Origin of the sequence: Cellulosimicrobium sp. 72-3 (assembly GCF_013127315.1) — a bacterium.
Lineage (GTDB): Bacteria > Actinomycetota > Actinomycetes > Actinomycetales > Cellulomonadaceae > Cellulosimicrobium > Cellulosimicrobium funkei.
The window spans coordinates 1350957-1373660 of the sequence record NZ_CP053419.1 but is presented as its reverse complement, the minus strand read 5'-3'; the positions used below and the strand labels follow the sequence as shown (position 1 = coordinate 1373660).

25 protein-coding genes are annotated in these 22704 nt (G+C 75.0%); 10 read left to right on the top strand and 15 right to left on the bottom strand.

Annotated elements, in window-relative coordinates:
- The first annotated feature begins 10 nt into the window (after positions 1 to 10).
- The 3 genes from aceA to HKK73_RS06135 all read left to right on the top strand — a co-directional run bounded on the left by aceA (position 11) and on the right by HKK73_RS06135 (position 4343).
- On the top strand, positions 11 to 1453 hold the full coding sequence (gene aceA, locus HKK73_RS06145) for an isocitrate lyase (protein ID WP_232322602.1): 1443 nt from the start codon (positions 11 to 13) through the stop codon (positions 1451 to 1453).
- Between the two features lie 133 nt (positions 1454 to 1586).
- Positions 1587 to 3302 (top strand): malate synthase A, encoded by a 1716-nt coding sequence (gene aceB / locus HKK73_RS06140; RefSeq protein WP_034653672.1) that lies wholly within the window; start codon positions 1587 to 1589, stop codon positions 3300 to 3302.
- Between the two features lie 177 nt (positions 3303 to 3479).
- Positions 3480 to 4343, top strand: a complete 864-nt coding sequence (locus tag HKK73_RS06135; RefSeq protein WP_137280196.1) for a hypothetical protein — start codon at positions 3480 to 3482, stop codon at positions 4341 to 4343.
- A gap of 48 nt (positions 4344 to 4391) precedes the next feature.
- Here HKK73_RS06135 and HKK73_RS06130 read toward each other — a convergent pair whose 3' ends face one another.
- A complete protein-coding gene (locus HKK73_RS06130) occupies positions 4392 to 4829 on the bottom strand; it encodes a helix-turn-helix domain-containing protein (RefSeq protein ID WP_171467648.1) in 438 nt (145 codons plus the stop codon).
- A 154-nt stretch (positions 4830 to 4983) separates the two neighbouring features.
- On the opposite strand from HKK73_RS06130, the gene HKK73_RS06125 reads away from it, so the two are divergent.
- Positions 4984 to 5349, top strand: coding sequence for a DoxX family protein (locus tag HKK73_RS06125; protein ID WP_043654820.1), 366 nt, complete (start codon positions 4984 to 4986; stop codon positions 5347 to 5349).
- A 143-nt stretch (positions 5350 to 5492) separates the two neighbouring features.
- On the opposite strand, the gene HKK73_RS06120 is transcribed toward HKK73_RS06125, so the two are convergent.
- From HKK73_RS06120 to HKK73_RS06095, 6 genes are all read right to left on the bottom strand, one after another.
- Positions 5493 to 6284, bottom strand: a complete 792-nt coding sequence (locus tag HKK73_RS06120) for a membrane protein insertase YidC (protein ID WP_043654817.1) — start codon at positions 6282 to 6284, stop codon at positions 5493 to 5495.
- A gap of 114 nt (positions 6285 to 6398) precedes the next feature.
- On the bottom strand, positions 6399 to 6683 hold the full coding sequence (locus HKK73_RS06115) for a DUF6412 domain-containing protein (RefSeq protein ID WP_034653680.1): 285 nt from the start codon (positions 6681 to 6683) through the stop codon (positions 6399 to 6401).
- Positions 6684 to 6764: 81 nt separating this feature from the next.
- Positions 6765 to 7238, bottom strand: coding sequence for a DUF779 domain-containing protein (locus HKK73_RS06110; protein ID WP_137280195.1), 474 nt, complete (start codon positions 7236 to 7238; stop codon positions 6765 to 6767).
- 158 nt (positions 7239 to 7396) lie between these two features.
- Positions 7397 to 8920: an aldehyde dehydrogenase family protein gene (locus HKK73_RS06105; RefSeq protein WP_034653685.1), complete on the bottom strand. Its 1524-nt coding sequence runs from the start codon at positions 8918 to 8920 to the stop codon at positions 7397 to 7399.
- A gap of 180 nt (positions 8921 to 9100) precedes the next feature.
- Positions 9101 to 10414: a GAF domain-containing protein gene (locus tag HKK73_RS06100; RefSeq protein WP_171467647.1), complete on the bottom strand. Its 1314-nt coding sequence runs from the start codon at positions 10412 to 10414 to the stop codon at positions 9101 to 9103.
- Positions 10415 to 10482: 68 nt separating this feature from the next.
- On the bottom strand, positions 10483 to 11403 hold the full coding sequence (locus HKK73_RS06095) for a LysR family transcriptional regulator (protein ID WP_171467646.1): 921 nt from the start codon (positions 11401 to 11403) through the stop codon (positions 10483 to 10485).
- A 90-nt stretch (positions 11404 to 11493) separates the two neighbouring features.
- Between HKK73_RS06095 and HKK73_RS06090 the strand changes: the two genes are divergently transcribed.
- Positions 11494 to 12888 (top strand): aspartate aminotransferase family protein, encoded by a 1395-nt coding sequence (locus HKK73_RS06090; RefSeq protein ID WP_171467645.1) that lies wholly within the window; start codon positions 11494 to 11496, stop codon positions 12886 to 12888.
- 7 nt (positions 12889 to 12895) lie between these two features.
- Here the strand turns inward: HKK73_RS06090 and HKK73_RS06085 are convergent, their stop codons facing one another.
- The gene (locus HKK73_RS06085; protein ID WP_171467644.1) at positions 12896 to 13426 is read right to left on the bottom strand and encodes a cyclopropane-fatty-acyl-phospholipid synthase family protein; all 531 of its coding nucleotides are present in this window, start codon (positions 13424 to 13426) and stop codon (positions 12896 to 12898) included.
- A gap of 136 nt (positions 13427 to 13562) precedes the next feature.
- On the opposite strand from HKK73_RS06085, the gene HKK73_RS06080 reads away from it, so the two are divergent.
- Positions 13563 to 14474: a sulfurtransferase gene (locus HKK73_RS06080; protein ID WP_021483735.1), complete on the top strand. Its 912-nt coding sequence runs from the start codon at positions 13563 to 13565 to the stop codon at positions 14472 to 14474.
- Positions 14475 to 14632: 158 nt separating this feature from the next.
- Entirely contained in the window at positions 14633 to 15094 is a 462-nt protein-coding gene (locus HKK73_RS06075; protein ID WP_021482841.1) for a SufE family protein, read from the top strand.
- A 99-nt stretch (positions 15095 to 15193) separates the two neighbouring features.
- On the opposite strand, the gene HKK73_RS06070 is transcribed toward HKK73_RS06075, so the two are convergent.
- The 6 genes from HKK73_RS06070 to eda all read right to left on the bottom strand — a co-directional run bounded on the left by HKK73_RS06070 (position 15194) and on the right by eda (position 19861).
- The gene (locus tag HKK73_RS06070) at positions 15194 to 16171 is read right to left on the bottom strand and encodes a bile acid:sodium symporter family protein (protein ID WP_085388303.1); all 978 of its coding nucleotides are present in this window, start codon (positions 16169 to 16171) and stop codon (positions 15194 to 15196) included.
- Between the two features lie 48 nt (positions 16172 to 16219).
- Positions 16220 to 16990 (bottom strand): SDR family NAD(P)-dependent oxidoreductase, encoded by a 771-nt coding sequence (locus HKK73_RS06065; RefSeq protein ID WP_085388304.1) that lies wholly within the window; start codon positions 16988 to 16990, stop codon positions 16220 to 16222.
- Between the two features lie 25 nt (positions 16991 to 17015).
- The gene (locus tag HKK73_RS06060; RefSeq protein WP_171467643.1) at positions 17016 to 17480 is read right to left on the bottom strand and encodes a zf-TFIIB domain-containing protein; all 465 of its coding nucleotides are present in this window, start codon (positions 17478 to 17480) and stop codon (positions 17016 to 17018) included.
- 112 nt (positions 17481 to 17592) lie between these two features.
- On the bottom strand, positions 17593 to 17988 hold the full coding sequence (locus tag HKK73_RS06055; protein WP_143031191.1) for a hypothetical protein: 396 nt from the start codon (positions 17986 to 17988) through the stop codon (positions 17593 to 17595).
- A gap of 88 nt (positions 17989 to 18076) precedes the next feature.
- A complete protein-coding gene (locus HKK73_RS06050) occupies positions 18077 to 19198 on the bottom strand; it encodes a sugar kinase (protein WP_021483692.1) in 1122 nt (373 codons plus the stop codon).
- A 3-nt stretch (positions 19199 to 19201) separates the two neighbouring features.
- On the bottom strand, positions 19202 to 19861 hold the full coding sequence (eda, locus tag HKK73_RS06045) for a bifunctional 4-hydroxy-2-oxoglutarate aldolase/2-dehydro-3-deoxy-phosphogluconate aldolase (RefSeq protein WP_043658443.1): 660 nt from the start codon (positions 19859 to 19861) through the stop codon (positions 19202 to 19204).
- A gap of 70 nt (positions 19862 to 19931) precedes the next feature.
- Between eda and HKK73_RS06040 the strand changes: the two genes are divergently transcribed.
- Entirely contained in the window at positions 19932 to 20789 is an 858-nt protein-coding gene (locus tag HKK73_RS06040) for an IclR family transcriptional regulator (protein WP_171467642.1), read from the top strand.
- Between the two features lie 45 nt (positions 20790 to 20834).
- Positions 20835 to 21218, top strand: coding sequence for a universal stress protein (locus HKK73_RS06035; RefSeq protein WP_034653722.1), 384 nt, complete (start codon positions 20835 to 20837; stop codon positions 21216 to 21218).
- A gap of 51 nt (positions 21219 to 21269) precedes the next feature.
- On the opposite strand, the gene HKK73_RS06030 is transcribed toward HKK73_RS06035, so the two are convergent.
- Positions 21270 to 22148: an NAD(P)H-binding protein gene (locus HKK73_RS06030; RefSeq protein ID WP_171467641.1), complete on the bottom strand. Its 879-nt coding sequence runs from the start codon at positions 22146 to 22148 to the stop codon at positions 21270 to 21272.
- Positions 22149 to 22291: 143 nt separating this feature from the next.
- Between HKK73_RS06030 and HKK73_RS06025 the strand changes: the two genes are divergently transcribed.
- The gene (locus HKK73_RS06025) at positions 22292 to 22699 is read left to right on the top strand and encodes a helix-turn-helix domain-containing protein (protein ID WP_031316645.1); all 408 of its coding nucleotides are present in this window, start codon (positions 22292 to 22294) and stop codon (positions 22697 to 22699) included.
- Positions 22700 to 22704: the final 5 nt, after the last annotated feature.

Genomic DNA, 22704 nt, shown 5'->3' with positions numbered 1-22704 from the left:
GGAGGCACCCGTGAACAGGCCCACCATCGTCAGCCGCCGCTCCCCGTCCGAGTACGCGGGCGGCGCCCGCCCGCTCGGCGCCGTCGCGACGACGGCGACGGTCACCGGCCCCGGCTCCGCCCCGACCCCGGGCGACGCCTCGCGCCCGTCCGCCCGTCCGGGCGACCAGACGCAGAGCGCCGCCGAGCTCGCCGAGCAGTGGGCGACCGACCCGCGCTGGGCCGGCCTGCAGCGCGACTACACCGCCGAGGACGTGGTCGCGCTGCGTGGCTCCGTGCGCGAGGAGCACACGCTCGCCCGCCGCGGCGCCGAGACGCTGTGGGACCTCATCCACACCGAGGAGTGGGTCGCCGCGCTCGGCGCGTTCACCGGCAACCAGGCCGTGCAGCAGGTGCGGGCGGGCCTCAAGGCGATCTACCTGTCCGGGTGGCAGGTCGCGGCCGACGCCAACCTGTCCGGACAGACGTACCCCGACCAGTCGCTCTACCCCGCCAACTCCGTGCCCGCCGTCGTGCGCCGCATCAACAACGCGCTCCTGCGCGCCGACCAGATCGAGACGGCGGAGCGCGCGGCGTCGGACGGGCAGGCGCCCGACCGCGACTGGCTCGCCCCGATCGTCGCCGACGCCGAGGCCGGGTTCGGCGGCCCGCTCAACGCCTACGAGCTCATGCACTCGATGATCGCCGCGGGCGCGGCGGGCGTGCACTGGGAGGACCAGCTCGCGTCCGAGAAGAAGTGCGGCCACCTCGGCGGCAAGGTGCTCGTGCCCACGAGCCAGCACATCCGCACGCTCAACGCCGCGCGTCTCGCGGCCGACGTCGCGGGCGTGCCGTCGATCGTCATCGCCCGCACGGACGCGCTCGCCGCGGACCTCCTCACGTCCGACGTCGACGAGCGCGACCAGCCGTTCCTCACCGGCGAGCGCACGTCCGAGGGCTTCTACCGGGTGCGCCCCGGCTTCGACGCGGTCGTCGCGCGCGGCCTCGCGTACGCGCCGTACTCCGACCTCATCTGGGTCGAGACGGGCGAGCCCGACCTCGAGCTCGCGCGGACGTTCGCCGAGGCGGTCCACGCGCAGCACCCGGGCAAGAAGCTCGCCTACAACTGCTCGCCGTCGTTCAACTGGAAGAAGCACCTCGACGACGCCCAGATCGCGAGCTTCCAGAAGGAGCTCGCCGCGATGGGCTACGCGTTCCAGTTCATCACGCTGGCCGGCTTCCACGCCGTCTCGCACTCCATGTTCGAGCTCGCGCGCGGCTACAACGAGCGCGCGATGTCCGCCTACGTCGAGCTGCAGGAGGCCGAGTTCGCCTCCGAGGCCGACGGCTACACCGCCACCCGCCACCAGCGGGAGGTCGGCACCGGCTACTTCGACCGGGTCGCCACGGCTCTCAACCCCGACGCCGCCACCCTCGCGCTCGCCGGGTCCACCGAGACCGCCCAGTTCCACTAAGCCCTTCGCGAGGTAGAGGAGCGGTCCCGCGAGGTAGAGGCCTGGTCATGACCACGCCTCTACCTCGCGGGACCCAGGCCCTACCTCGGCCTGCCAGAGCTCTACCTCGCGACATCGACCTTCGGAGCACGCCATGACCACGCTGACCACGACCACCTCTCCCCCGTCGTCCCCTGCCCCCGCGAGCAGCCCGCGGGTCACCGGGACCCTGCGCGTCACCGGCACGCTGGGCGAGCGCTACCGCGAGATCCTCACGCCCGAGGCGCTCGACTTCCTCACGCTGCTGCACGACCGGTTCGTGGCGCGCCGCCACGAGCTGCTCATGGACCGCCAGCAGCGCCGCCAGGACGTCGCGGACGGCATCGACCCCGACTTCCGCGCCTCGACGCGGCCCGTGCGCGACGACCCGTCGTGGCGCGTCGCGGGCTCGGCCGGCGCGCCGGGACTCGAGGACCGCCGCGTCGAGATCACCGGCCCGACCGACCCCAAGATGACGATCAACGCCCTCAACTCCGGCGCCAAGGTCTGGCTCGCAGACGCCGAGGACGCGTCGAGCCCCACGTGGCGCAACGTGATCGAGGGCCAGCTCGCGCTGCACGACGCGATCCGCGGGACGCTGACGCACACGACCGGCTCGGGCGAGCACCGCAAGGAGTACCGCCTGCGCTCGACGACGCTCACCGACCTCCCGACGATCGTGTTCCGCCCGCGCGGGTGGCACCTCATCGAGAAGCACATGCGGTACGTCGACCGGGCGGGCGTGAGCGTCTCGGCGTCGGCGTCGCTCGTCGACTTCGGGCTGTACCTGTTCCACAACGCGCACGAGCTCGTGGCGCGCGGGCGAGGCCCGTACTTCTACCTGCCCAAGCTCGAGGGGCACCGCGAGGCCCGGCTGTGGAACGACGTGTTCGTGCTCGCCCAGGACTACCTCGGCCTGCCGCAGGGCACGATCCGCGCCACGGTGCTCATCGAGACGCTGCCCGCGGCGTTCGAGATGGAGGAGATCCTCCACGAGCTGCGCGACCACTGCGCCGGGCTGAACGCCGGGCGCTGGGACTACCTGTTCTCCGTGATCAAGGCGTTCCGCACGCGCGGCGACTCGTACGTGCTGCCCGACCGCGCGCAGGTCACCATGACCGCGCCCTTCATGCGCGCGTACACCGAGCTGCTCGTGCAGACGTGCCACCGGCGCGGCGCGCACGCGATCGGCGGCATGAGCGCGTTCATCCCGGACCGCCGTCGGCCGGACGTCACCGAGCGCGCGTTCGAGCAGGTGCGCGCGGACAAGCGCCGGGAGGCGACGGACGGGTTCGACGGCACGTGGGTCGCGCACCCCGACCTCATCGAGGTCGCGCGCACCGAGTTCGATGCGGTGCTGGGGGACGCGCCGAACCAGGTCTCGCGGCAGCGCGACGACGTCCGGGTGGGCCAGCACGAGCTGCTCGACATCGGGTCGGCCCGCCGGGCCGGGGCCACCGTCACCGCTGCGGGGCTGCGCTCGAACGTCTCCGTCGGGGTGCGGTACCTCGAGTCGTGGCTGCGCGGCGTCGGGGCCGCCGCGATCGACCACCTCATGGAGGACGCCGCGACGGCCGAGATCTCGCGGTCGCAGGTGTGGCAGTGGATCGCGTCCGGCACGCGCACCGAGAACGGCGTGCCGATCACGCGCGAGCGCGTCGAGGCGCTGCTCGCGGAGATCGTCGACGACCTGCCGCGCACCCCGGGGAACCGGATCGACGACGCCGCGCACGTGTTCCGCGCCGTCGCGCTCGCCGAGGACTTCCCGACGTTCCTCACCATCGGGGCGTACTCGCAGTTCCTCGTGGGTTCCGAGGTGGACCAGCCGTAGCGCGGTCTCCCGCCCTCCACGGCCCCGGTGCCGTCGCCCCACCCGGCGGCGGCACCGAGGCCGTGCTCACGGGCGCGTGCCATCGCCCTCGACGGCGGAGACCGCAGTGTGGGAGCATCCGGCCACGCACGGTGGCACCTGTCGTCCGGGCGCCCGCCCGCACGACACCGGAGCACCATGAGCACCCCTGTGACGCCGCCGTCCTCGCCGACGCCCCCTCCCGGCCCGCCGCCCTCCTCCCCCGGCCCGGCCGCGCACCCGAACCCGTACGCGGCGCCGCCGTCCGCAGCGCACCCCGGCCCTCCGTACGCGGGCGCCCCGCAGCCCCTCGCACCGCACCCGGGACCGCCGCACCCCCACGTCCCGCAGCCGGCCCCGCCGCGCGCGGCACCGGGGCGTGGCGGTCTGTCTCGGACGGCCGTCGGGCTGCTCGTCGGGGTCGTGTGCCTCGTGGTCGGGGGCGGGACGGGGTACGCCGCGGGCGTCGCGACCGACGCCGGCGCCCGGATCGCCGCGTGGGTCACGGCCCCGACCGACGACGCGTACGGCGACGAGTGGCCGGGCGACGGCTGGTCGGACGAGGACTGGCCCGAGGGCGACTGGGAGGGCACGGGCACCCGCGACGACCCGTGGCTGTTCGACGGGTACACGATCGGCGGCGAGGAGTGGGAGGTCCTCCTCGAGGAGCCGTACGAGGCGACCGCGGACGTGCTCGCGCACGACGACGTCAACGCCCCGCCGCCCGACGGCGTCGAGTACTGGATCGTGCCCGTCACCGCCACCTACACCGGGTCCAGCTCGCAGGTGACCGCGTGGGGCGCGGTCGACGTCGGGTTCGTCGGCGACGACGGCGTCCACGCCGAGAGCGGGTGCGGCGCGGTGCCGCACGCGCTCGTGAGCACGGGCCTCATCGGCTCGGGCGACACCGTGACCGGCAACGTGTGCCTCGCGGTGCCGGCGGGCGCCCCCGGCCTCTGGACGCTCTCGCTGGAGCGGTACGAGCCCTGGTACCTGCGCGCGGCCGACCCGCTCGCGGGCTGACCGCCCTGCGTCCGACCCGCTCGGTCCCCCGCGGGTAGGACGGCCCCGTCAGCCCGCGGGGCGCCGCGCGTCGAACACGTCTCGGTTCTCGCGGATGGTGCGCGTGTGGGCGAGCGCCCATTCGACCAGCGCGAGCACGGGCGGCAGCAGCGTCTCGCCGAGCCCTGTGAGCGCGTAGTCGACGCGCGGCGGCACGACGGCGTGCACGGTGCGGCTCACGAGGCCGTCCCGCTCGAGCTGGCGCAGGTTGAGGGTGAGCATGCGCTGGGAGATCCCGTCGATCCCGTGGAGCAGCTCGGTGAAGCGCTGCGGGCCGGCGCAGAGCATCCCCAGGATGAGGACGCTCCACTTGTCGCCCACCCGGTCGAGGACCGAGCGCACCTCGCTCGTCGCCTCCGCCGCGGCGCAGCCGCGGTCGACCGGGATGCCGTGGCGCTCGGCGAGCTCGCGCACCACCGGCACGTCCGTGCTGGGCGTCGTCGTCATGGGTGTCTCCGTCTTCTCCGGGTGCTGCTCCGTGTGCCTCACGCACACCGGTGTGCCTTGTGTACCGGTGCTCATGGTTACCCATCATGTGCCCAGGCACAAAGAGTGACCGGCCATCCTGGGCCGTCGCCGCCTCCTCTCGAAGGACTCACGCATGAACGTCGCCCTGTGGATCGCCTCCGGTCTGCTCGCCGCCGCCTTCCTCGGCGCCGGGCTCATGAAGGCGCTGCGCCCGATCCCCGTGCTCCAGGAGCAGATGCGGTGGGTCACGCCCGAGCGCGCGGCGGGCGTGCGCGCCATCGGGTGGCTCGAGGTGGCCGGCGCCGTCGGAGTGATCCTGCCCTGGGCGCTCGGCGTCGCGCCGGTGCTCACCCCCGTCGCCGCGGTCGGGCTCGCGCTCACGCAGGTCGGCGCGATCCCCCTGCACCTGCGCCTCGGCGAGGCGAAGGCCGTCCCGGCGAACGTGGTGCTGCTCGCCCTCGCGGTGTTCGTCGCCGTCGGCCGGTTCGCGGCGCTGTGACCCGCGGGCGGGCCGCGGCCCGCCCCCAGGCCGCCCCGGGGCTGCGGGGAGCGCGCTGACGGCCTCGCGCAAGGGCGACAGGTCGGCCCTACCCCGACACTCTCGCGCGGCCGACGGTCCGCTGGACAGCCCCGCGGCCTCCGCTACGCCGTCGCGACGAGCGGGTACCGGCGGCGCAGGACGAGGCGCTGCCCGAGGGTCCACGTCACCGTCACCAGCAGGTACAGGCCCGCGGCGAGGGGCACGAAGCAGGCGATCACGGCGGTGACGAACTGCAGGGCACCGAGCGCGTTCTGCAGGCCCGGGCCGGAGAGCACCGCCGCACCGGACATGCTCGGCCCGGTGTCGGCACCGGGCGTCGTCCGGGGCAGCGCGAGCCGACCGCCGGGCAGGGAGGCGCGGCGCGTGAGCTCGCCGACGAGGGCGATCGCGAGCACGACCACGCCGGCCACGACCACGGTCGGCACACCACCCGCCCCGAGCCCGCCGACGAGGCTCGAGCCCAGGGGCGCGCCGAACAGGGTGTGGCCGAGCAGCGCGTTGCTGTGGCCGGCGATCTCCGCGTGCAGGAACAGCGCGTAGACCACCCCGACCACGGGCGCCTGGGCCAGCATCGGGAGGCACCCCGCGAGCGGCGTCGTGCCCTCGCGGGTGTAGAGCTCCACGGTTGCGCGCCGCAGCCGCTCGGGGTCGTTCCGGTGCCGACGCTGGAGCTCGGCGAGCCGCGGTGCGAGGCGCGCACGGTCGCGCTCCGCCTTCGCCTGCGACACGCCGACGGGGACGAGCAGGGCGCGAACGGCGAGCGTCAGCAGGACGACGGCCGCTGCGGCCGCGGCGCCGCCCGCGAGGGGTTCGAGCAGGTCGGACAGGCCCATCAGCGCGCGGTACGCGGCGTCGAGCACGGTGGAGACGAGCGGGAGGTCGAGCAGGTTCATGGTGGTGTCCTCGGTCGAACGTGCGGGGTACGCGTTCGCCGATCACCCTGCGGTGGGCAGGCAGCAGCACGCCGCGCAGCGACGCGGGTGCGGTGGGGTCCCTCGGCCGGGTGATCAGCCGAGGAGTCGGCCGGGAGCACGGGGCCGGGCACGACCCGGGGCGTCCGGGTCGCTCTGCGTCACGGCGGGACCGACGTCGACCGTGTCGCGCAGGCGGCCCGCGGGGCGAGCCGCCACACCGAGCGCGAGGGGTGCGCCCCAGCGCGCGGCCACGGCGGCCACGGCCGCGACGAGGGCGGTGGCGCCGAGGAGGAAGAGCGTGGCCGTGAGGGTCGACGTGCCGAGCAGGAGCGTGAGCGCGGAGGCGAGGTCGCGCGCCACGACGAGCAGGTCGTTCATCGCGCTGCCTCCTCTCCGGGCCGTCGGGGCCCCGTGGGGCCCGCCGTCGGGCCCGTCGTGGAGCCCGTCGGTGAGGTCAGCCTAGGCTATGTCGAGCGCCGCCCACTCGTCGTCGGTGAGCAGGCGCGACCGGATGATGAAACGCACGCACTCGGGCGCCTCGACGCTGAACCCCGCGCCGCGACCGGGCACGACGTCGATCGTCAGGTGGGTGTGCTTCCAGTACTCGAACTGCGCGCGGCTCATCCACACGGGCACGACGAACCGGCCCGCCGCGCCGTCCGCCCCGGCGGGGCCGTCCGCGCCGGGACCGTCCGTGCGACCGGGCGCGTCGACGACGAGGTCACCGAGGTGCACGTCGGCGTCGCCGAGCAGGAATTCGCCCTGCGGGTAGCACATGGGCGACGACCCGTCGCAGCACCCGCCGGACTGGTGGAACATGAGCTCGCCGTGGACCGTCCGCAGCCGCGCGAGCAGCGCCGCGGCGTCGTCGGTGAGCGCGACGCGCGCGGGTGTCGCGCCAACCGGGCGGACCGAGGAAACGTCGTCGACCACGAAACTCTCCAGGTGTCGGCCGACCAGGCGATCCCGGCGCCGCGAGCAGGTGGTCGTGGTCCGTCCGGACGGCCGGACGAGCCAAGACCACCTGCTCGGCGGCCCCGGGGGGAGCCGAGCCCGTGGTCGGTAGGGCGGGCAGGGCGGGTGGGGTTGGGCTAGAAGAAGCCGAGCTTCTGGGCCGAGTAGGAGACGAGGAGGTTCTTCGTCTGCTGGTAGTGGTCGAGCATCATCTTGTGGTTCTCGCGGCCGACGCCGGAGCCCTTGTAGCCGCCGAACGCGGCGGCGGCGGGGTACGCGTGGTAGCAGTTCGTCCACACGCGCCCGGCCTCGATGGTGCGGCCCGCGCGGTAGGCGGTGTTGCCCGACCGCGACCAGACGCCGGCCCCGAGCCCGTACAGGGTGTCGTTGGCGATCGTCATGGCGTCGTCGAAGTCGGAGAAGTCGGTCACCGCGACGACGGGCCCGAAGATCTCCTCCTGGAAGATCCGCATCGAGTTCTTGCCCTCGAAGATCGTGGGCGTCACGTAGTACCCGCCCGCGAGGTCGCCGCCGAGCTCGGCGCGCGACCCGCCCGTGAGCACCTTCGCGCCCTCGGCCTTGCCGATCTCGATGTACGACAGGATCTTCTCGAGCTGGTCGTTCGACGCCTGCGCGCCGATCATCGTCTCGGTGTCGAGCGGGTTGCCCTGCCGCACCGCCTTCGTGCGCTCGATCGCGTCGCCGAGGAACGTGTCGTAGATGGACGACTGGATGAGGGCGCGCGACGGGCACGTGCACACCTCGCCCTGGTTGAGGGCGAACATCGTGAACCCCTCGAGGGCCTTGTCGTAGAAGTCGTCGCGCGCGTCGGCGACGTCGGAGAAGAAGATGTTCGGCGACTTGCCGCCGAGCTCGAGCGTGACCGGGATGATGTTCTGGCTCGCGTACTGCATGATCAGGCGGCCGGTCGTCGTCTCGCCGGTGAACGCGATCTTGCGGATGCGCGGGCTGGACGCGAGCGGCTTGCCCGCCTCGACGCCGAACCCGTTGACGACGTTCACCACCCCGGGCGGCAGCAGGTCCCCGATGATGTCCATGAGGAAGAGGATCGACGCGGGGGTCTGCTCGGCGGGCTTGAGCACGACGCAGTTGCCCGCCGCGAGCGCCGGGGCGAGCTTCCACACGGCCATGAGGATCGGGAAGTTCCACGGGATGATCTGGCCGACGACGCCGAGCGGCTCGTGGAAGTGGTACGCGATGGTGTCCTCGTCGATCTCGGAGATCGACCCCTCCTGCGCACGGATCGCGCCCGCGAAGTAGCGGAAGTGGTCGATCGCGAGCGGGATGTCGGCGGCGAGCGTCTCGCGGACGGGCTTGCCGTTCTCCCACGACTCGGCGACGGCGATCCGCTCGAGGTTCTCCTCCATGCGGTCGGCGATCTTGTTGAGGACGTTGGCGCGCTCGGTCGCGCTCGTGCGGCCCCACGACCGGGCGGCGCCGTGCGCGGCGTCGAGCGCGCGCTCGATGTCGTCGGCGGTGCCGCGCGCGACCTCGGTGAAGGTCCGGCCCGTCACGGGGCTCGGGTTCTCGAAGTACTGCCCGCCGGCCGGCGCGACGTACTCGCCGCCGATCCAGTGGTCGTACCGGGCCTTGTACTCGGCGATCGCCCCGTCCGTGCCGGGGGCTGCGTAGACCGTCATCGTCTGCCTCCTCGCAGTGCTGACTCGCAGTGCTGGTCCTCGCCGCGCCCTGGGGGAGGTCGCCGTCGGGCGGGGAGCGTCCGACGGCGGTGCGCGGCCCGGCGCCTCGTCGCGCCGTGCGGCCGACGCTAGGCGGCGCAGGGTTGCAGGACCGTTGCAGCGGGCGGCTCCCGCCGGACCTCAGGCGAGCTCGTCGTCGAGCAGGTCGAGGTGGGCGCGGGCGCGCAGCCACAGCGGGCTGCCGTGGTCCGCGACGCGCTGCAGCCGCGTCCACGCGGCGTGGTCCTCGGCGCCGTCGTCGGTGCGCGTCCACGCGTCGAGCACGTCGGCGCCGCCCGCGGCCACGACGGCGGTGCGCAGCTCGGCCCCGAGCTCGGCCCGCAGGTGCTCGACGGCGGGCGCACCCGAGCGCGGCAGGAGCGGCGCGCGGTAGGCGGCGACGGCGCTGCGGACGTCGCCCACCGCGAGGTGGTCGCGCACGACGTCGGCGTCGGTCCGCAGGGGTCGCGCGAGCCGGTAGGGGCGCGACCCCGCGAGGAGCGCGCCCGCGACGCGCCGCAGGCGCGACACCTCGGCGCGGACGGTCACGTCGGAGAGCTCGCCGGGGTGCAGCAGGACGGCGAGCTCGTCGGCGGACAGCCCGCGGGGGTGCGTCGCGAGGAGCACGAGGATCTCGGCGTGCCGCAGCGAGAGGCGGTGGTCGAGACCGTCCGGCGAGCGCAGCACGGGCGCCGTGCCGAGCACGAGCAGCTCGGGCGCGCCGTCGCGGGGAGGTCCCGGGAGCCGGCCCGGGCCGTCGTCGGGACCCGTCGCCGCAGCGCGCTGGGCGAGCTCGCGCTCGAGGCTCAGCACCGTCGCGCGCACGAGCGACAGCACGACGCCCGACGCGGCGGACTGGCGCCCGGTGACGTCGAGGACCCCGAGGACGCGCCCGCTCGCGGGATCGTGGACGGGCACGGCCGTGCAGCTGAACGCCTGCACGGGCCGGGAGAAGTGCTCGGCGCCGAGGACCTGGACGGGGCTGCGCGTCGCGAGCGCGGTGCCGGGCGCGTTCGTCCCGACCCGTTCCTCGCGCCAGACCGACCCCTCGACGAACCCGACGCGGTCGACGGCGTCGCGCAGCGCCCGGTCGCCCTCGACCCACAGGAGGCGGCCCGCGTCGTCGGACACGGCGACGACGAGGCCGTCGTCGGCGGCGGCGTCCACGACGAGCTCGCGCACGACCGGCATGACGCCCGCGAGCGGGTGCGCCTCGCGGTAGGCGACGAGGTCGTCGTGGGCGAGGCCCGAGTCGGTGCGGGGCGCCTCCGGGTCGACGCCGCTGTGCACGGACCGGCGCCACGAGTCGGCGACGAGCGGGTGGACGCCGCGCGGGAGGACGCCGTGGTCGAGGAACGAGCGGTAGGCGGCGCGGACGGAGCGCGGGTCGCGGCGCGCGTCGGGGCGGCGCGGGTGCTCCTCGGAGCGGGGCGGCGGTGCGGGAGTGCGCGGCACGGGACCTCCACGTCGTCGTGCGGTGCTGGGGCCAGTGTAGGTCGGGCGGGGTCCGGCGCGAGCGCGCGTCAGCCGGTGCCGGGCGGCGCGGGACCGGCGACCTCGCGCGCGACGCGGCGCAGGGCGCCGAGCACGACGGTCGTCGCGGCGGTCGGCGGGGCCCCGCGGCGCACGGCCGCGTACACCGGGCGGGTCCGGGGCGCGCGGAGCGGGCGCGCGTCGACGGCGTACCGCGGGTCGACGGCGAGGCCCGGCAGCAGCGCGACGGACAGCCCGGCCTCGACGTGCGCGAGCAACAGCTCGTAGCTGGGCAGCCGGGCGACGACGCGCGGCTCGAAGCCGGCCTCGCGGCACGCGCTCTCGACGAGCGTGGACAGGTAGCGCCCGGGAAGGTCGGCCGCCCACGGCGCGTCGGCGAGGCGCGCGAGGTCGGCCGGTTCACCCCGTGCCTGGTCGCCGCGCGCCGTGACGAGCACGACCGGGTCCTCGAGCAGCGGGACGGTCGCGACGTCGGGCCCGGCGAGCAGCGCGCCGTCGAGCAGGTCGGCGGTCACCGCGACGTCGACGTCCGCGCGCCGGAGCGCGGGCCCGCTCTCGCGCGGGTCCAGCTCGTCGACCTCCACCTCGACGCGCGGGTGCTCGACGGCGAGCCGCGTCGCGAGCGGGATGACGAGCGCGCGCACCGCGCTCGAGAACGCGGCGACGCGCACGACGCCGGCCGGCTCGCCGTCGGGATGGGCGAGCTCGGCCTCGGCGAGCGCCATCTGGTCGAGGATGACGCGCGCGTGCCGGGCGAGCGTGCGGCCCGCGGGCGTGAGGCGGACACGTCGGCCCGTGCGCTCCAGGAGGCGCGCGCCGGTCTCGGCCTCGAGCGCGGCGAGCTGCGCGGAGACGGCGGACGGGCTCAGGTGGAGCGAGGCCCCGACGGCGCGCACGGTCCCGAGGCTCTCGAGCCGCGCGAGGATCTGCAGCCGGGCCGCATTGAGCACGTGCAGGCTCCTGTCTGTGCGGGTTCTCCGCACAGACTGTACGCAGACTCGCGCTGTACGCGCACAGCGGCGCGTCCCTACGCTCCGAGGATGACGTTCCCGCCCTCCCCCGCGCCCACCTCGCCGTCCGCCCCGTCCCCCGGTGGGGGCCGGGCCGCCGCGGACGACGCCGCGCGGTTCTGGGCCGACGCCGACCGCCACCTCGTGCGGTACGGCGGGCCGTTCACGCCGGAGATCGTCGAGAGTGCGGCGGGCAGCTTCGTCACGACGGCGGACGGGCCCCGGGTCCTCGACTTCACGTCCGGGCAGATGAGCGCGATCCTCGGGCACAGTCACCCGGCGATCGTCGAGACGGTGCGCCGCCAGGTCGGGACGCTCGACCACCTGTTCTCCGGGATGCTGTCGCGCCCGGTCGTCGACCTCGCGCGCCGGCTCGCGGACACGCTGCCCGACCCGCTCGAGAAGGTGCTACTGCTGACCACCGGGGCCGAGTCGAACGAGGCCGCGATCCGGATGGCGAAGCTCGTCACGGGGCGGCACGAGGTCGTCTCGCTCGCCGGGTCGTGGCACGGCATGACGCACGCCGCGGCCGCCGCGACGTACAGCGCGGGCCGCCGCGGCTACGGCCCGACGGCGCCCGGCAACCTCGTCATCCCCGTCCCCAACGCCTACCGGCCCGACCACCTCGCGCCCGACGGCACGCACGACTGGCGCCGCCAGCTCGACCTCGCGTTCGACCTCGTCGACGTGCAGTCGACGGGCAGCCTCGCGGCGTGCCTCGTCGAGCCGATCCTCAGCTCGGGCGGGATCGTCGAGCTCCCACCGGGCTACCTCGCGGCGCTGCGCGACAAGTGCCACGAGCGCGGGATGCTCCTGATCCTCGACGAGGCGCAGACGGCGCTGTGCCGCACGGGTTCCTGGTACGCGTTCGAAGGGCGCGACGGCGAGGAGCCCGTGGTGCCGGACATCCTCACCCTCTCCAAGACCCTCGGCGCCGGGCTCCCGCTCGCCGCCGTCGTCACGAGCGCCGAGATCGAGGCGCGCGCGCACGAGCGCGGCTTCCTCTTCTTCACGACGCACGTCTCGGACCCGCTCGTCGCGGCGGTCGGCACCACCGTGCTCGACGTGCTCCAGGCCGAGCGGATGGACGCGCGCGTCCGGGTGCTCGGCGACCGCCTGCGCGCCGGGCTGCTCGACCTCCAGGACCGCCACGCGACGATCGGCGACGTCCGCGGGCGCGGGCTGCTCCAGGGCATCGAGCTCGTCCTCGACCGCGAGACGAAGGAGGGCGCCGACGCCCTCGGCGCGCTCGTCACCCGGCGGGCGCTCGAGCTCGGGCTCCACATAAACGTCGTGCAGCTCCGCGGCATGGGCGGCGTGTTCCGCATCGCGCCCCCGCTCACGGTGAGCGAGGACGAGCTCGACCTCGGTCTCGGGCTGCTCGACCAGGCGCTCGGCGACGCGACGCGCGAGCTCTTGGGCTGACCGCCCGTCATCCGGGCGGATCGGCCACCCGGCGCGCGCCGACGGCGAGCACCCCGTCACGCACGACCGTCACCGGGCCCAGCGCGGGGACGTCGAGCGACGCGCGGACGCCGTCGCGGACCCGGTCGTCGGCGCCGTCGGGCGTCTGATGGACAAGCCAGAGCGCTCCGCCCGGGACGAGCAGCGCGGCGAGGGCGCTCGCCTCGGCGTGGGCCACCCGCGTCCAGAAGACGTTGACGTCCACCGCGAACGCGACGTCGAACGGGCCGCCGGGGACGTCCGGACCGCCGGTCGCCGCGAGCTCCCCGCGCCGCACGACGAGGCGGCCGTCGTCGACAGCGACCCGGTTGCGCGCCGTCGTGCGGGCGACCGCCGTGGCGGACCGGTCGAGCGCGACGTACCGCACGCCGGAGTGGGTGGCGAGCACGAGCTCGGCGGCCGCCCCGGGACCAGGGCCGATCTCGAGCACGGCCTCGTCGCCGCGGAGGTCGAGCAGCGCCACGGCCCGCCGCACGCGCTCCGGGACGGTGGCGGTCACGCGTCCAGTGTGGCCACCGGAGCGAGCGTCCGCAGCGTGCGTTTACACCGTCTCAGCATGCGTCGTCCGCCTTCCGTGATGCGGACGGCCGACCTAGCCTGACGAGCGAACGCCCACCACGCGCCCGGAGGACACCATGCCCGCACCGCTCGACACCAGCGAGAAGATCACGCAGTACGCCCACCCCGACCGCCTCGTGAGCACCGACTGGCTCGCCGAGCACCTGGGCGAGCCGGGCGTCGTCGTCGTCGAGTCCGACGAGGACGTGCTGCTCTACGAGACCGGGCACATCCCCGGCGCGGTGAAGATCGACTGGCACACCGACCTCAACGACCCGGACACGCGCGACTACATCGACGGCAAGGGCTTCGCCCAGCTCCTCGGCAGCAAGGGCATCGCGCGCGACACGACGATCGTCGTCTACGGCGACAAGAACAACTGGTGGGCGGCCTACGCGGCGTGGGTCTTCACGCTGTTCGGCCACGAGGACGTGCGCCTGCTCGACGGCGGCCGCGGCAAGTGGATCGCCGAGGGCCGCGAGGTCACGACGGACGTCCCCGAGCCGGTCGCGGTCGAGTACCCGGTCGTCGAGCGCGACGACGTGACGATCCGCGCGTTCAAGGAGGACGTCCTCGCCCACATCGGCAACGGGCCGCTCGTCGACATCCGCTCCCCGCAGGAGTACACGGGCGAGCGCCTGCACATCCCGGACTACCCGGAGGAGGGCGTGCTGCGCGGCGGCCACATCCCGACGGCGCGCAACGTGCCGTGGGCGACGGCGGTCGCGGAGGACGGCACCTACAAGTCGCGCGAGCAGCTCGAGGCGATCTACCAGGAGGGCGGCCTCGGCCTCGCGACGGACGACGAGGTCGTCACGTACTGCCGCATCGGCGAGCGGTCGAGCCACACGTGGTTCGCGCTCACGTACCTGCTCGGCTTCGACAAGGTCCGCAACTACGACGGCTCGTGGACCGAGTGGGGCAACGCCGTGCGCGTGCCGATCGTCAAGGGCGAGGAGCCCGGCGAGGCCCCGGCGTCGCTCAACTGACCCGCGTCCCGCGCGAGCGTGCCCGACGGCGCGTGGCCCGTCCTCCACGACGGGCCGCGCGCCGTCGGCGTGCCGCGGGCATACGACGCGTCCGCGGAGCGTTCCGCACGGTGGGACTGCCGTCCCGCCGCCCCGGCCCCGATGCGAGGATCGCCCCCATGAGCTCCCCCTCCGACGCTTCGCCCGACCTGCCCGCGACGCTCGCGGAGATCCGCGAGGACTTCCTCGCGATGCCGGAGCGCGAGCGCCTCCAGCTGCTGCTCGAGTTCGCGAACGAGCTGCCCGACCTCCCCGAGCGCTACGCGAGCGCGCCCGGTCTGCTGGAGCGGATCGAGGAGTGCCAGTCGCCGGTGCGGGCCTTCGCGGAGGTCGACGACGCGGGCGTCGTGCACTTCTACGCGACCGCCCCGGCCGAGGCCCCGACGACGCGCGGCTTCGCGTCGATCCTCGCGCAGGGTCTCTCGGGCCTGACGGTGCAGGAGGTGCTCGACGTGCCCGACGACTTCCCGATGTCGATCGGCCTGACGCGCGCGGTGAGCCCGCTGCGCATCGGCGGGATGAACGGCATGCTCACGCGCGCCAAGCGCCAGGTCCGCGAGCAGGTCGCGGCCCGCGGCTGACGGGAGACCCGCCCAAACCCGCCGAGCATGCGGTCGTCGCCCGCCCGGCCGCCACGACGGGACGCCTCCGCATGGTCGGCGTCAGTCGGTTCGGGCGCGTCAGTCTCGGAGGGCCAGGCGTCGCGCCAGGACGGCGCAGATGACGAGCTGGAGCTGGTGGAAGACGATCACCGGCACGGCGACGACGCCGGCGACCGCGACGGGGAACAGGACGCTCGCCATGGGCAGGCCCGTCGCGAGCGACTTCTTCGACCCGCACATGAGCAGGGCGACCCGGTCCTCGGTCGAGAGCCCCAGCGCCGCGCCGCCCCACCACGTGGCCGCGAGCATCACGGCGAGGACGATCGCGCTCACGACGAGCAGCGCGACGATCGACCACCCGGACACGCTCGACCACACGCCCGCCGACGACGCCGCCGCGACCGCGCCGAACACCACGACGAGGATCGTGCCGCGGTCGACGCCGAGCGTCAGCCAGCGCCGCGCCCGGACCCAGTCCCCCGCCCACGGCTGGAGGAGCTGCCCGACGACGAACGGCAGCAGCAGCTGGAGCAGCACGGTGCGCAGGCCGCCGAGCCCGCCCGTGGGCCCGTCGGCTCCCCCGCCGGTCCCCGTCATGAGCCACAGCACGAGCAGCGGGGTGATCACCATGCCCGCGACGTTCGACACCGTCGCGCCGCAGATCGCCCCGGCGACGTTGCCGCGCGCGACGGACGTGAACGCCACGGACGACTGCACGGTCGACGGGAGCAGCGACAGGTAGAGCATGCCGGCCGCGAGCGGCGCCCCGACGAGCGGCTCGATCGCCCACGCGGTAACGAGCCCCAGCACCGGGAAGACGACGTACGTCGCGGCGAGGATCCCGCCCTGCAGGCGCCAGTTGCGCAGCCCGGCCCAGACCTCCCGCGTGGACAGGCGCATGCCGTAGACGAGGAAGAGGACGGTGACCGCGACGTCCGCGGCGGCGTCGACCACGCGCTGCGCGCCCGGCCCCACGGGCACGACGAGCCCGAGCACGAGCACCACGAGCAGCGTCACGACGAAGGGGTCGACCCACCTGCTCAGGACTGCACGCACGGGGACCGAGCCTAGCCCGGCGCACGACCCGGGACGGCACCCGCCCGGTCAGAAGAGCGTGTAGCCGCCGTCGACCGTGACGACGGCGCCCGTCATGAAGCTCGACGCCGCGCTCGCGAGGAAGACGACGGGCGGCCCGATCTCCTCCGGCTCCGCCCAGCGCTGCATCGCGGCGGGCGCGACGCAGTCGTCGTGGTACTCCGGCCGGTCCACCGGCGACGCCTCGGTGCGCACGTACCCGGGCGCCACCGCGTTCACGCGGATGCCGTGCGGCGCCCACTCGGCGGCGAGGCCCTTGGTGAGCTGGTGCACCGCCGCCTTGGACGCGAGGTACGCGGGCTGCCAGCGGGGCCGGTTGACGATCGACGCGGACATGGAGCCGACGTTGACGATCGTCCCTGGCCGACCCTGCGCGACGAGCTCCCGGGCGACGGCGCGCGAGCAGTACCAGACGCCGTCGAGGTTGGTGGCGAGCGTGCGATGCCACACGTCGTCGCCGATCTCGAGGGCCGCGCCGCCGATCGACACGCCCGCGTTGTTGACGAGCAGGTCGACCGTGCCGAGGTCGGCGGCGGCACGCGCGACGACGTCGTCCACCTGCTCGCGGTCGGTGACGTCGAGCACGTAGCCGCGGGCGTCGGTCCCGGCGTCCCGGAGCGCGGCGGCGGCCTCGTCGGCCGCCGCCGCGGTGGTCGCCGTGACCGCGACGCGGGCCCCCGCCTCGCCGAGCGCGCGGGCGACGGCGCGCCCGATGCCGCGGCTGCCGCCGGTGAGCAGGGCCGTGCGGCCGACGAGCGAGAACGAGTCGAGGACGGTCACGCGGGACAGTCGACCACGGGGCGTGTCAGAAGTCGAAGAGGTCCTCGAGCCAGGACTCCTTCTTCTTGCGCTTGCGGAAGCGGGGGTCGTAGCCGTCGCGGCCGTCGTACCGGCGGTCCCGGTCGTCGCGGTACCGGTCGTCGCGGGAGCGCTCGTCGTAGCGGTCGTCGCGGTACCGGTCGTCGCGGTAGCGGTCGCGGTCGTCGTCGCGGCGGTCGCCGTACCGCTCCCCGGAGCGCGGGGCGGGGCTGCCGTAGTCCACGGCGGCGGCCGGCGGGTACGACGTCGGGGCGGGCGCGGCAGGGGCGGGCGGCGCGGCGGCGGCCGGGCCCGCGGCCTCGGCGGCGATCTCGCTCTCCACCGAGCGGTCGATGATCTTGTCCAGCTCGCCGCGGTCGAGCCACACGCCGCGGCACGTGGGGCAGTAGTCGATCTCCACGCCCTTGCGCTCGGTCATGACGAGCACGGTCTGGTCGGTGGGGCACAGCATGTCTGCCTCCTCGCGGGATGGGCCGGGCGCGGTCGGCGCCCGCACCGGTACTGCGCAGTCCAACGCGGCTCCCACGCGAGCGGTTCCCGGCCGGGCACGCTGCCGGTGCGGCTCAGCCCGTGCGGCGCTCGCTCGCGAGGCGGTCGCGCAGCTCGTCGGCGAGGTGCACCTCGTCGTCGAGGGCGGCGAGCGCATCGGCCACGCGCGGGAGGAAGTCGGCCCCGGCGCGGAACCACTCCACGCCCTCGAGGAACCGTGCGGCGGCCGCGTCGTCGTGCAGGGCGAGCGCGAGGTCGGCACGGAGCACCAGGGCGCGGAACCGGACGCGCTCGGCGACGGTGCGCGTCCGCACGCCCTCGGCGGCGAAGGCCCGGTCCAGGACCTGGGCGGCACCGGCCGGGTCTCCCGCCGCGCGGAGGATGCGCGCGTGCTCCAGGGCTCGGCCCAGGTCCGGCGGTTCCTCGGCGCCGCGGCGGGGCAGCCCGGGCACGAAGGCCCCACCAGCCACGCCGTACCTCCCGCCTCCCGCCGACAGCGCGCCCACACTAACCCTGGACGTGCGGCCCGGCACGGCGGGAGACGGGGAGGTCGACGGTTCAGCGCTGCACGCGCGCGCTGCCGCCCGACGCGAGCTTGCGGACCTCGGCGAGCGACGCCGTCGACGTGTCGCCGGGGGTCGTCATCGCGAGCGCCCCGTGCGCCGCGCCGTACTCGACGGCCTCCTGGATCGACCCGAGCTCCATGAGCCCGTACGCGAGGCCCGACGCGAACGAGTCGCCGCCGCCCACGCGGTCGAGGATCTCCAGGCCGGGGCGGTGCGTCGCCTCCGCGAAGCCCTGCACGCGCGACCACGCGATCGCGCCCCAGTCGTTGACCGTCGCGGTCCGCACCCCGCGCAGCGTCGTCGCGACGACCTGGAAGTTGGGGTACTCCTCGGCCGCGCGCGTGATCATCGCGCGGAACGCGGACGTGTCGAGGTCGGTGAGGTTCTCGTCGACGCCCTCGACCTCGAACCCGAGCGACGCGGTGAAGTCCTCCTCGTTGCCGATCATCACGTCGACGTACCGCGCCAGGCGGCGGTTCACCTCCTGCGCGCGCTCGACGCCGCCGATGCCCTTCCACAGCGAGGGGCGGTAGTTGAGGTCGTAGGAGACGACCGTGCCGTGACGGCGGGCGGCTGCCATCGCCGCCTCCGCGACGTCGGCGGACGACTCCGACAGCGCGGCGAAGATCCCGCCGGTGTGGAACCACCGGACGCCGCTGCCGAACACGGCGTCCCAGTCGACGTCGTCGGGCCGGAGCTGGGCGATCGCGGTGTTGCCGCGGTCGGAGACGCCGACCGCGCCGCGCACCCCGAAGCCGCGCTCGGTGAAGTTGAGCCCGTTGCGCACCGTGCGGCCGATGCCGTCGTCCTCGCGCCACCGGACCCAGCGCGTGTCGAGGCCGCCCGTGAGCATGAGGTCCTCGACGAGGCGCCCGACCTCGTTGTCCGCGAGCGCGGTGACGATCGCGCCGCGCAGTCCGAACGCACGACGCAGGCCGCGCGCGACGTTGTACTCGCCGCCGCCCTCCCACACGTCGAAGCTGCGCGCCGTCTTGATGCGGCGCTCCCCCGGGTCGAGGCGCAGCATGACCTCGCCGAGCGCGACGACGTCGTAGGCACAGTCGGCCGCGGGGCGGACGGCGAGCGGGGCGCGGGCGGTGGTCGTGTCGGTCATGGGTCAGGCTCCTTCGGCGGGGTGGGGGGCGGTCGCGGCGAGCGCGACGGCCTCGCGCGTGCGTCGGGTGATCTCGGCGGTGTCGCCCGCGCGCACGAGCGCGGCGTCGACCATCCAGGAGCCGCCGCCGGCGAGCACGGCGGGCAGGGCGAGGTAGTCGAGCAGGTTGGCGGCGCTCACGCCGCCGGTCGGCACGAACCGCAGGCCGGGGAACGGCGCGGAGAACGCCTTGACCGCGGCCGGCCCGCCGACGACGTTCGCGGGGAACAGCTTGACGACGTCGAGACCGAGGTCGAGCGCGGCGATGACGTCCGACGGCGTCGCGACGCCCGGGACGACGGGCACGCCGAGCTCCTGGGCGCGACGCACGACCGCGGCGGAGAGGCCGGGCGAGACGAGGAACCGCGCCCCGGCGTCGACGGCCTCGTCGACCTGGGCGGCCGTGACGACGGTGCCCGCCCCGACCAGCACGTCGGGCACCTCGCGCGCGATCGCCTCGATCGCCGCGCGCGCCCCGGCGGTCCGGAACGTGACCTCGGCGACGGGCAGGCCGCCGTCGCGCAGCGCGCTCGCGACGAGGACGCCCTGCGCCGCGTCGTCGACCACGACGACCGGCACGACACGGGCACGGGCGATCCCCTCCAGGGGTCCCAGGGGTGACATCCAGGCTCCGTTTCGCTATGGTGAACACCTGTTGTTCACTACGGAACGCACTCTAGGCGAAGGAGTCACCATGGCGGAAGCCGGCCGTGCGCCGTCGGGCACCCCGGGGTCGGCCGAGAGCCCGCTCGGCAGCGTCGACAAGGCCCTCGTCGCGCTCGAGGCGCTCGCCGCGGCCGGCCCCGAGGGCGTCGCGCTCGGGGACCTCGCGCGCTCGCTCGGGCTGCACAAGGCGTCGCTGCACCGCACGCTCGCGGCCCTGCGGTTCCGCGGGTACGCCGAGCAGGACGCGACGACCGGCGACTACCGCCTCGGCCCCGCGGCGACGGCGCTCGCGACGGTCTACCTCGGCGAGGAGAACCTCCCCGCGCTCCTGCACCCGGTGCTCGTCGCGGTGTGCCGCGCCACCGACGAGCTCGTGCACCTCGGCACCCTCGCCGGGACCGAGATCGTCTACCTCGACAAGGTCGAGCCTGCGCGCGCCGTCCGCGTCTGGTCGGCCGTCGGGCGGCGCCGCCCGGCGGCGACCACCGCGCTCGGGCGCGCGCTGCTCTCCCAGCGGACCCTCGACGACGGCGCGCTCGCCTGGTACGCCGCCGCTGCGCCCGAGGACCACCCCGTCACGCCCGCCGCGCTGCGCGCGACGTGCGAGGCCACGCGCGCGACGGGGTTCGCCACGGAGACGGAGGAGAACGAGCCGGGCATCAGCTGCGTCGCCGTCCCGGTCCTGCGCGCCGGGCAGCCGGTCGCCGCCGTGAGCGTCACGGCGCCCGCCGAGCGGCTCGGCCCGCGACGACAGCGGGAGATCGAGGCGGTCCTGCGGGAGGTCGTGCCGCCCCTCCTGCCCCCGACCCTGGCGGTGCCCGACGCCGCGCTCCGCGGCTCCGCCGACGGGGCGGCCCGCCGACCGGCGACGGACGCCGCGCTGTGAGAGAGTTCAACCGCAGCACGACGGAATGACGGAAGGGCCCGCGCGATGACCGTCCTCGTGGCGTACAACGACTCCCCGCAGGGCGAGACCGCATTCCGGGCGGCCGTCGCCGAGGCGGTCCACCGCTCGACCGCGCTCGCGGTCCTCGTGCTCACACCGCAGGACGCCGACGCGGGCGTCCCCGCGAGCCTCGCGCACCTGCTCGACACGCTCCCCGCCCAGGTCGCGCGCCCCGAGGTGTCGTACCGCCCCGAGCACCGCGACCCGGCCGAGGCGATCATCGACGAGGCCGAGCGCACGACCCCCGACCTCGTCGTCGTGGGGGCGCGCAAGCGCTCACCCGTCGGCAAGTTCCTGCTCGGCAGCACCACGCAGCGCGTCCTGCTGGACTCGCCCGTCCCCGTGCTCGTCGTCAAGGCGTCCCACTGACGGACGCCGTCGCGCGGCCGCCCGGTCGCCCGGACGACCGCGCCGCCCGGCTCAGCCCTGCGCGACGGCGGCCCGCAGGCCGTCGACGAGCGGCGTCGTCGAGCGGCCCAGGAGCCGGCGCAGGTCCTCGGTGACCTCGGCGAGGAGGCCGTCGCGGGTGTTGCCGTCCAGCGCGACGACGAACCCCGCCGTCCCCTCGTCCAGGCCTGCGCCCAGCAGGAGCGCGCGGTGCTCGTCGGGCGACACGCGCCGGTAGACGACGGGGCGCCCGAGCACCTCGGCCGCCGCGGCAGCCAGGTCGTCGTACGTCCACGCGACGTCGCCGCTCAGCTCGTACACGGCGCCCGCGTGCGCGGACGCGTCCTCGTGCGCGGCGAGCGCGACGACGGCCGCCGCCTCGGCGAAGTCCGCGCGGCTCGCGCTCGCGACGCGGCCGTCGCCCACGCTCGCGACGATCTCGCCGGACTCGCGCGCGCCGAGCACGTCGCCGACGTAGTTCTCGGTGTACCAGTTGTTGCGCAGGACCGTCGTGGCGAGGCCCGAGGCGGCGAGGAGCTCCTCGGTCGCCTTGTGCTCGGGCGCGAGCACGAGCGCGGACGTCGTCGCGTGCGGCGCGCTCGTGTAGACGACGCGCGCGACCCCGGCGGCCCGCGCGGCGTCGACGACGTTGCGGTGCTGCTCGACGCGCTGCCCCACCTCGGAGCCGGAGACGAGCACGAGGACGTCCACCCCGGCGAGCGCCGGGCCGAGCGTCTCGGGCCGTGCGTAGTCGGCCTCGCGGACCTCGACGCCGCGGTCGGCGAGGTCCGCGACCTTGGCGGCCGTGCGCGCGAGCGCGACGACCTGGGACGCGTCGGCCCCGCGGGCGAGGAGGGACTCGACGACGAGGCGGCCGAGGTGGCCGCTGGCTCCGGTGACGGCGATGGACATGCGCGGGCTCCTTCGAGTGCGGGGTACGCGGCCGGTCGGCCGCACGACCACCAGCATGCGCTTACTTTTCGTAAGTGCATACCAGTAGAGAGTGCGTTCTATCTCACAGCGCTTTCCGCGCGAGCGCGCCGTATCCTGGGGCGATGACGACCGACGCCCGCCCCGCGGAGGACACCGGACCCACCGACGCGATGGTGGCCGACGTCTTCCAGCGCGGCTGCACCTCGCGCCACGTGCTCGAGGCGGTGACCGGGCGCTGGGGCGTGCTCACGGTCGCCGGCCTGCGCGACGGCGCGGTGCGCTTCAACGCGCTCCGCCGCCGCATCGACGGGGTCAGCGAGAAGATGCTCGCGCAGACCCTCCAGTCCCTCGAGCGCGACGGCATCGTCGTGCGCGAGGTGCGGGCGAGCATCCCGCCCCACGTCGAGTACTCCCTCACCGACCTCGGGCGCCGCGTCGCGGACAGCCTCTCGGGTCTCATCGACGTCCTCGAGGGCGCGGTCGACGAGGTGTCGGCGTCCCAGCGCGCGTACGACGCGCGCCGGGACTGACCAGC

Bases quoted from the DNA above. Each gene is read 5' to 3' on its own strand.
- HKK73_RS06090 (WP_171467645.1), top strand. From the start codon at position 11,494: ATGACGTTCCCGCCCTCCCCCGCGCCCACCTCGCCGTCCGCCCCGTCC.
- HKK73_RS06080 (WP_021483735.1), top strand. From the start codon at position 13,563: ATGCCCGCACCGCTCGACACCAGCGAGAAGATCACGCAGTACGCCCAC.
- HKK73_RS06120 (WP_043654817.1), bottom strand. From the start codon at position 6,284: ATGAACCTGCTCGACCTCCCGCTCGTCTCCACCGTGCTCGACGCCGCG.
- HKK73_RS06040 (WP_171467642.1), top strand. From the start codon at position 19,932: ATGGCGGAAGCCGGCCGTGCGCCGTCGGGCACCCCGGGGTCGGCCGAG.
- HKK73_RS06075 (WP_021482841.1), top strand. From the start codon at position 14,633: ATGAGCTCCCCCTCCGACGCTTCGCCCGACCTGCCCGCGACGCTCGCG.
- HKK73_RS06030 (WP_171467641.1), bottom strand. From the start codon at position 22,148: ATGTCCATCGCCGTCACCGGAGCCAGCGGCCACCTCGGCCGCCTCGTC.
- HKK73_RS06105 (WP_034653685.1), bottom strand. From the start codon at position 8,920: ATGACGGTCTACGCAGCCCCCGGCACGGACGGGGCGATCGCCGAGTAC.
- HKK73_RS06060 (WP_171467643.1), bottom strand. From the start codon at position 17,480: ATGCTGTGCCCCACCGACCAGACCGTGCTCGTCATGACCGAGCGCAAG.
- HKK73_RS06115 (WP_034653680.1), bottom strand. From the start codon at position 6,683: ATGAACGACCTGCTCGTCGTGGCGCGCGACCTCGCCTCCGCGCTCACG.
- HKK73_RS06135 (WP_137280196.1), top strand. From the start codon at position 3,480: ATGAGCACCCCTGTGACGCCGCCGTCCTCGCCGACGCCCCCTCCCGGC.
- HKK73_RS06025 (WP_031316645.1), top strand. From the start codon at position 22,292: ATGACGACCGACGCCCGCCCCGCGGAGGACACCGGACCCACCGACGCG.
- HKK73_RS06125 (WP_043654820.1), top strand. From the start codon at position 4,984: ATGAACGTCGCCCTGTGGATCGCCTCCGGTCTGCTCGCCGCCGCCTTC.
- HKK73_RS06050 (WP_021483692.1), bottom strand. From the start codon at position 19,198: ATGACCGACACGACCACCGCCCGCGCCCCGCTCGCCGTCCGCCCCGCG.
- HKK73_RS06035 (WP_034653722.1), top strand. From the start codon at position 20,835: ATGACCGTCCTCGTGGCGTACAACGACTCCCCGCAGGGCGAGACCGCA.
- HKK73_RS06130 (WP_171467648.1), bottom strand. From the start codon at position 4,829: ATGACGACGACGCCCAGCACGGACGTGCCGGTGGTGCGCGAGCTCGCC.
- aceB (WP_034653672.1), top strand. From the start codon at position 1,587: ATGACCACGCTGACCACGACCACCTCTCCCCCGTCGTCCCCTGCCCCC.
- eda (WP_043658443.1), bottom strand. From the start codon at position 19,861: ATGTCACCCCTGGGACCCCTGGAGGGGATCGCCCGTGCCCGTGTCGTG.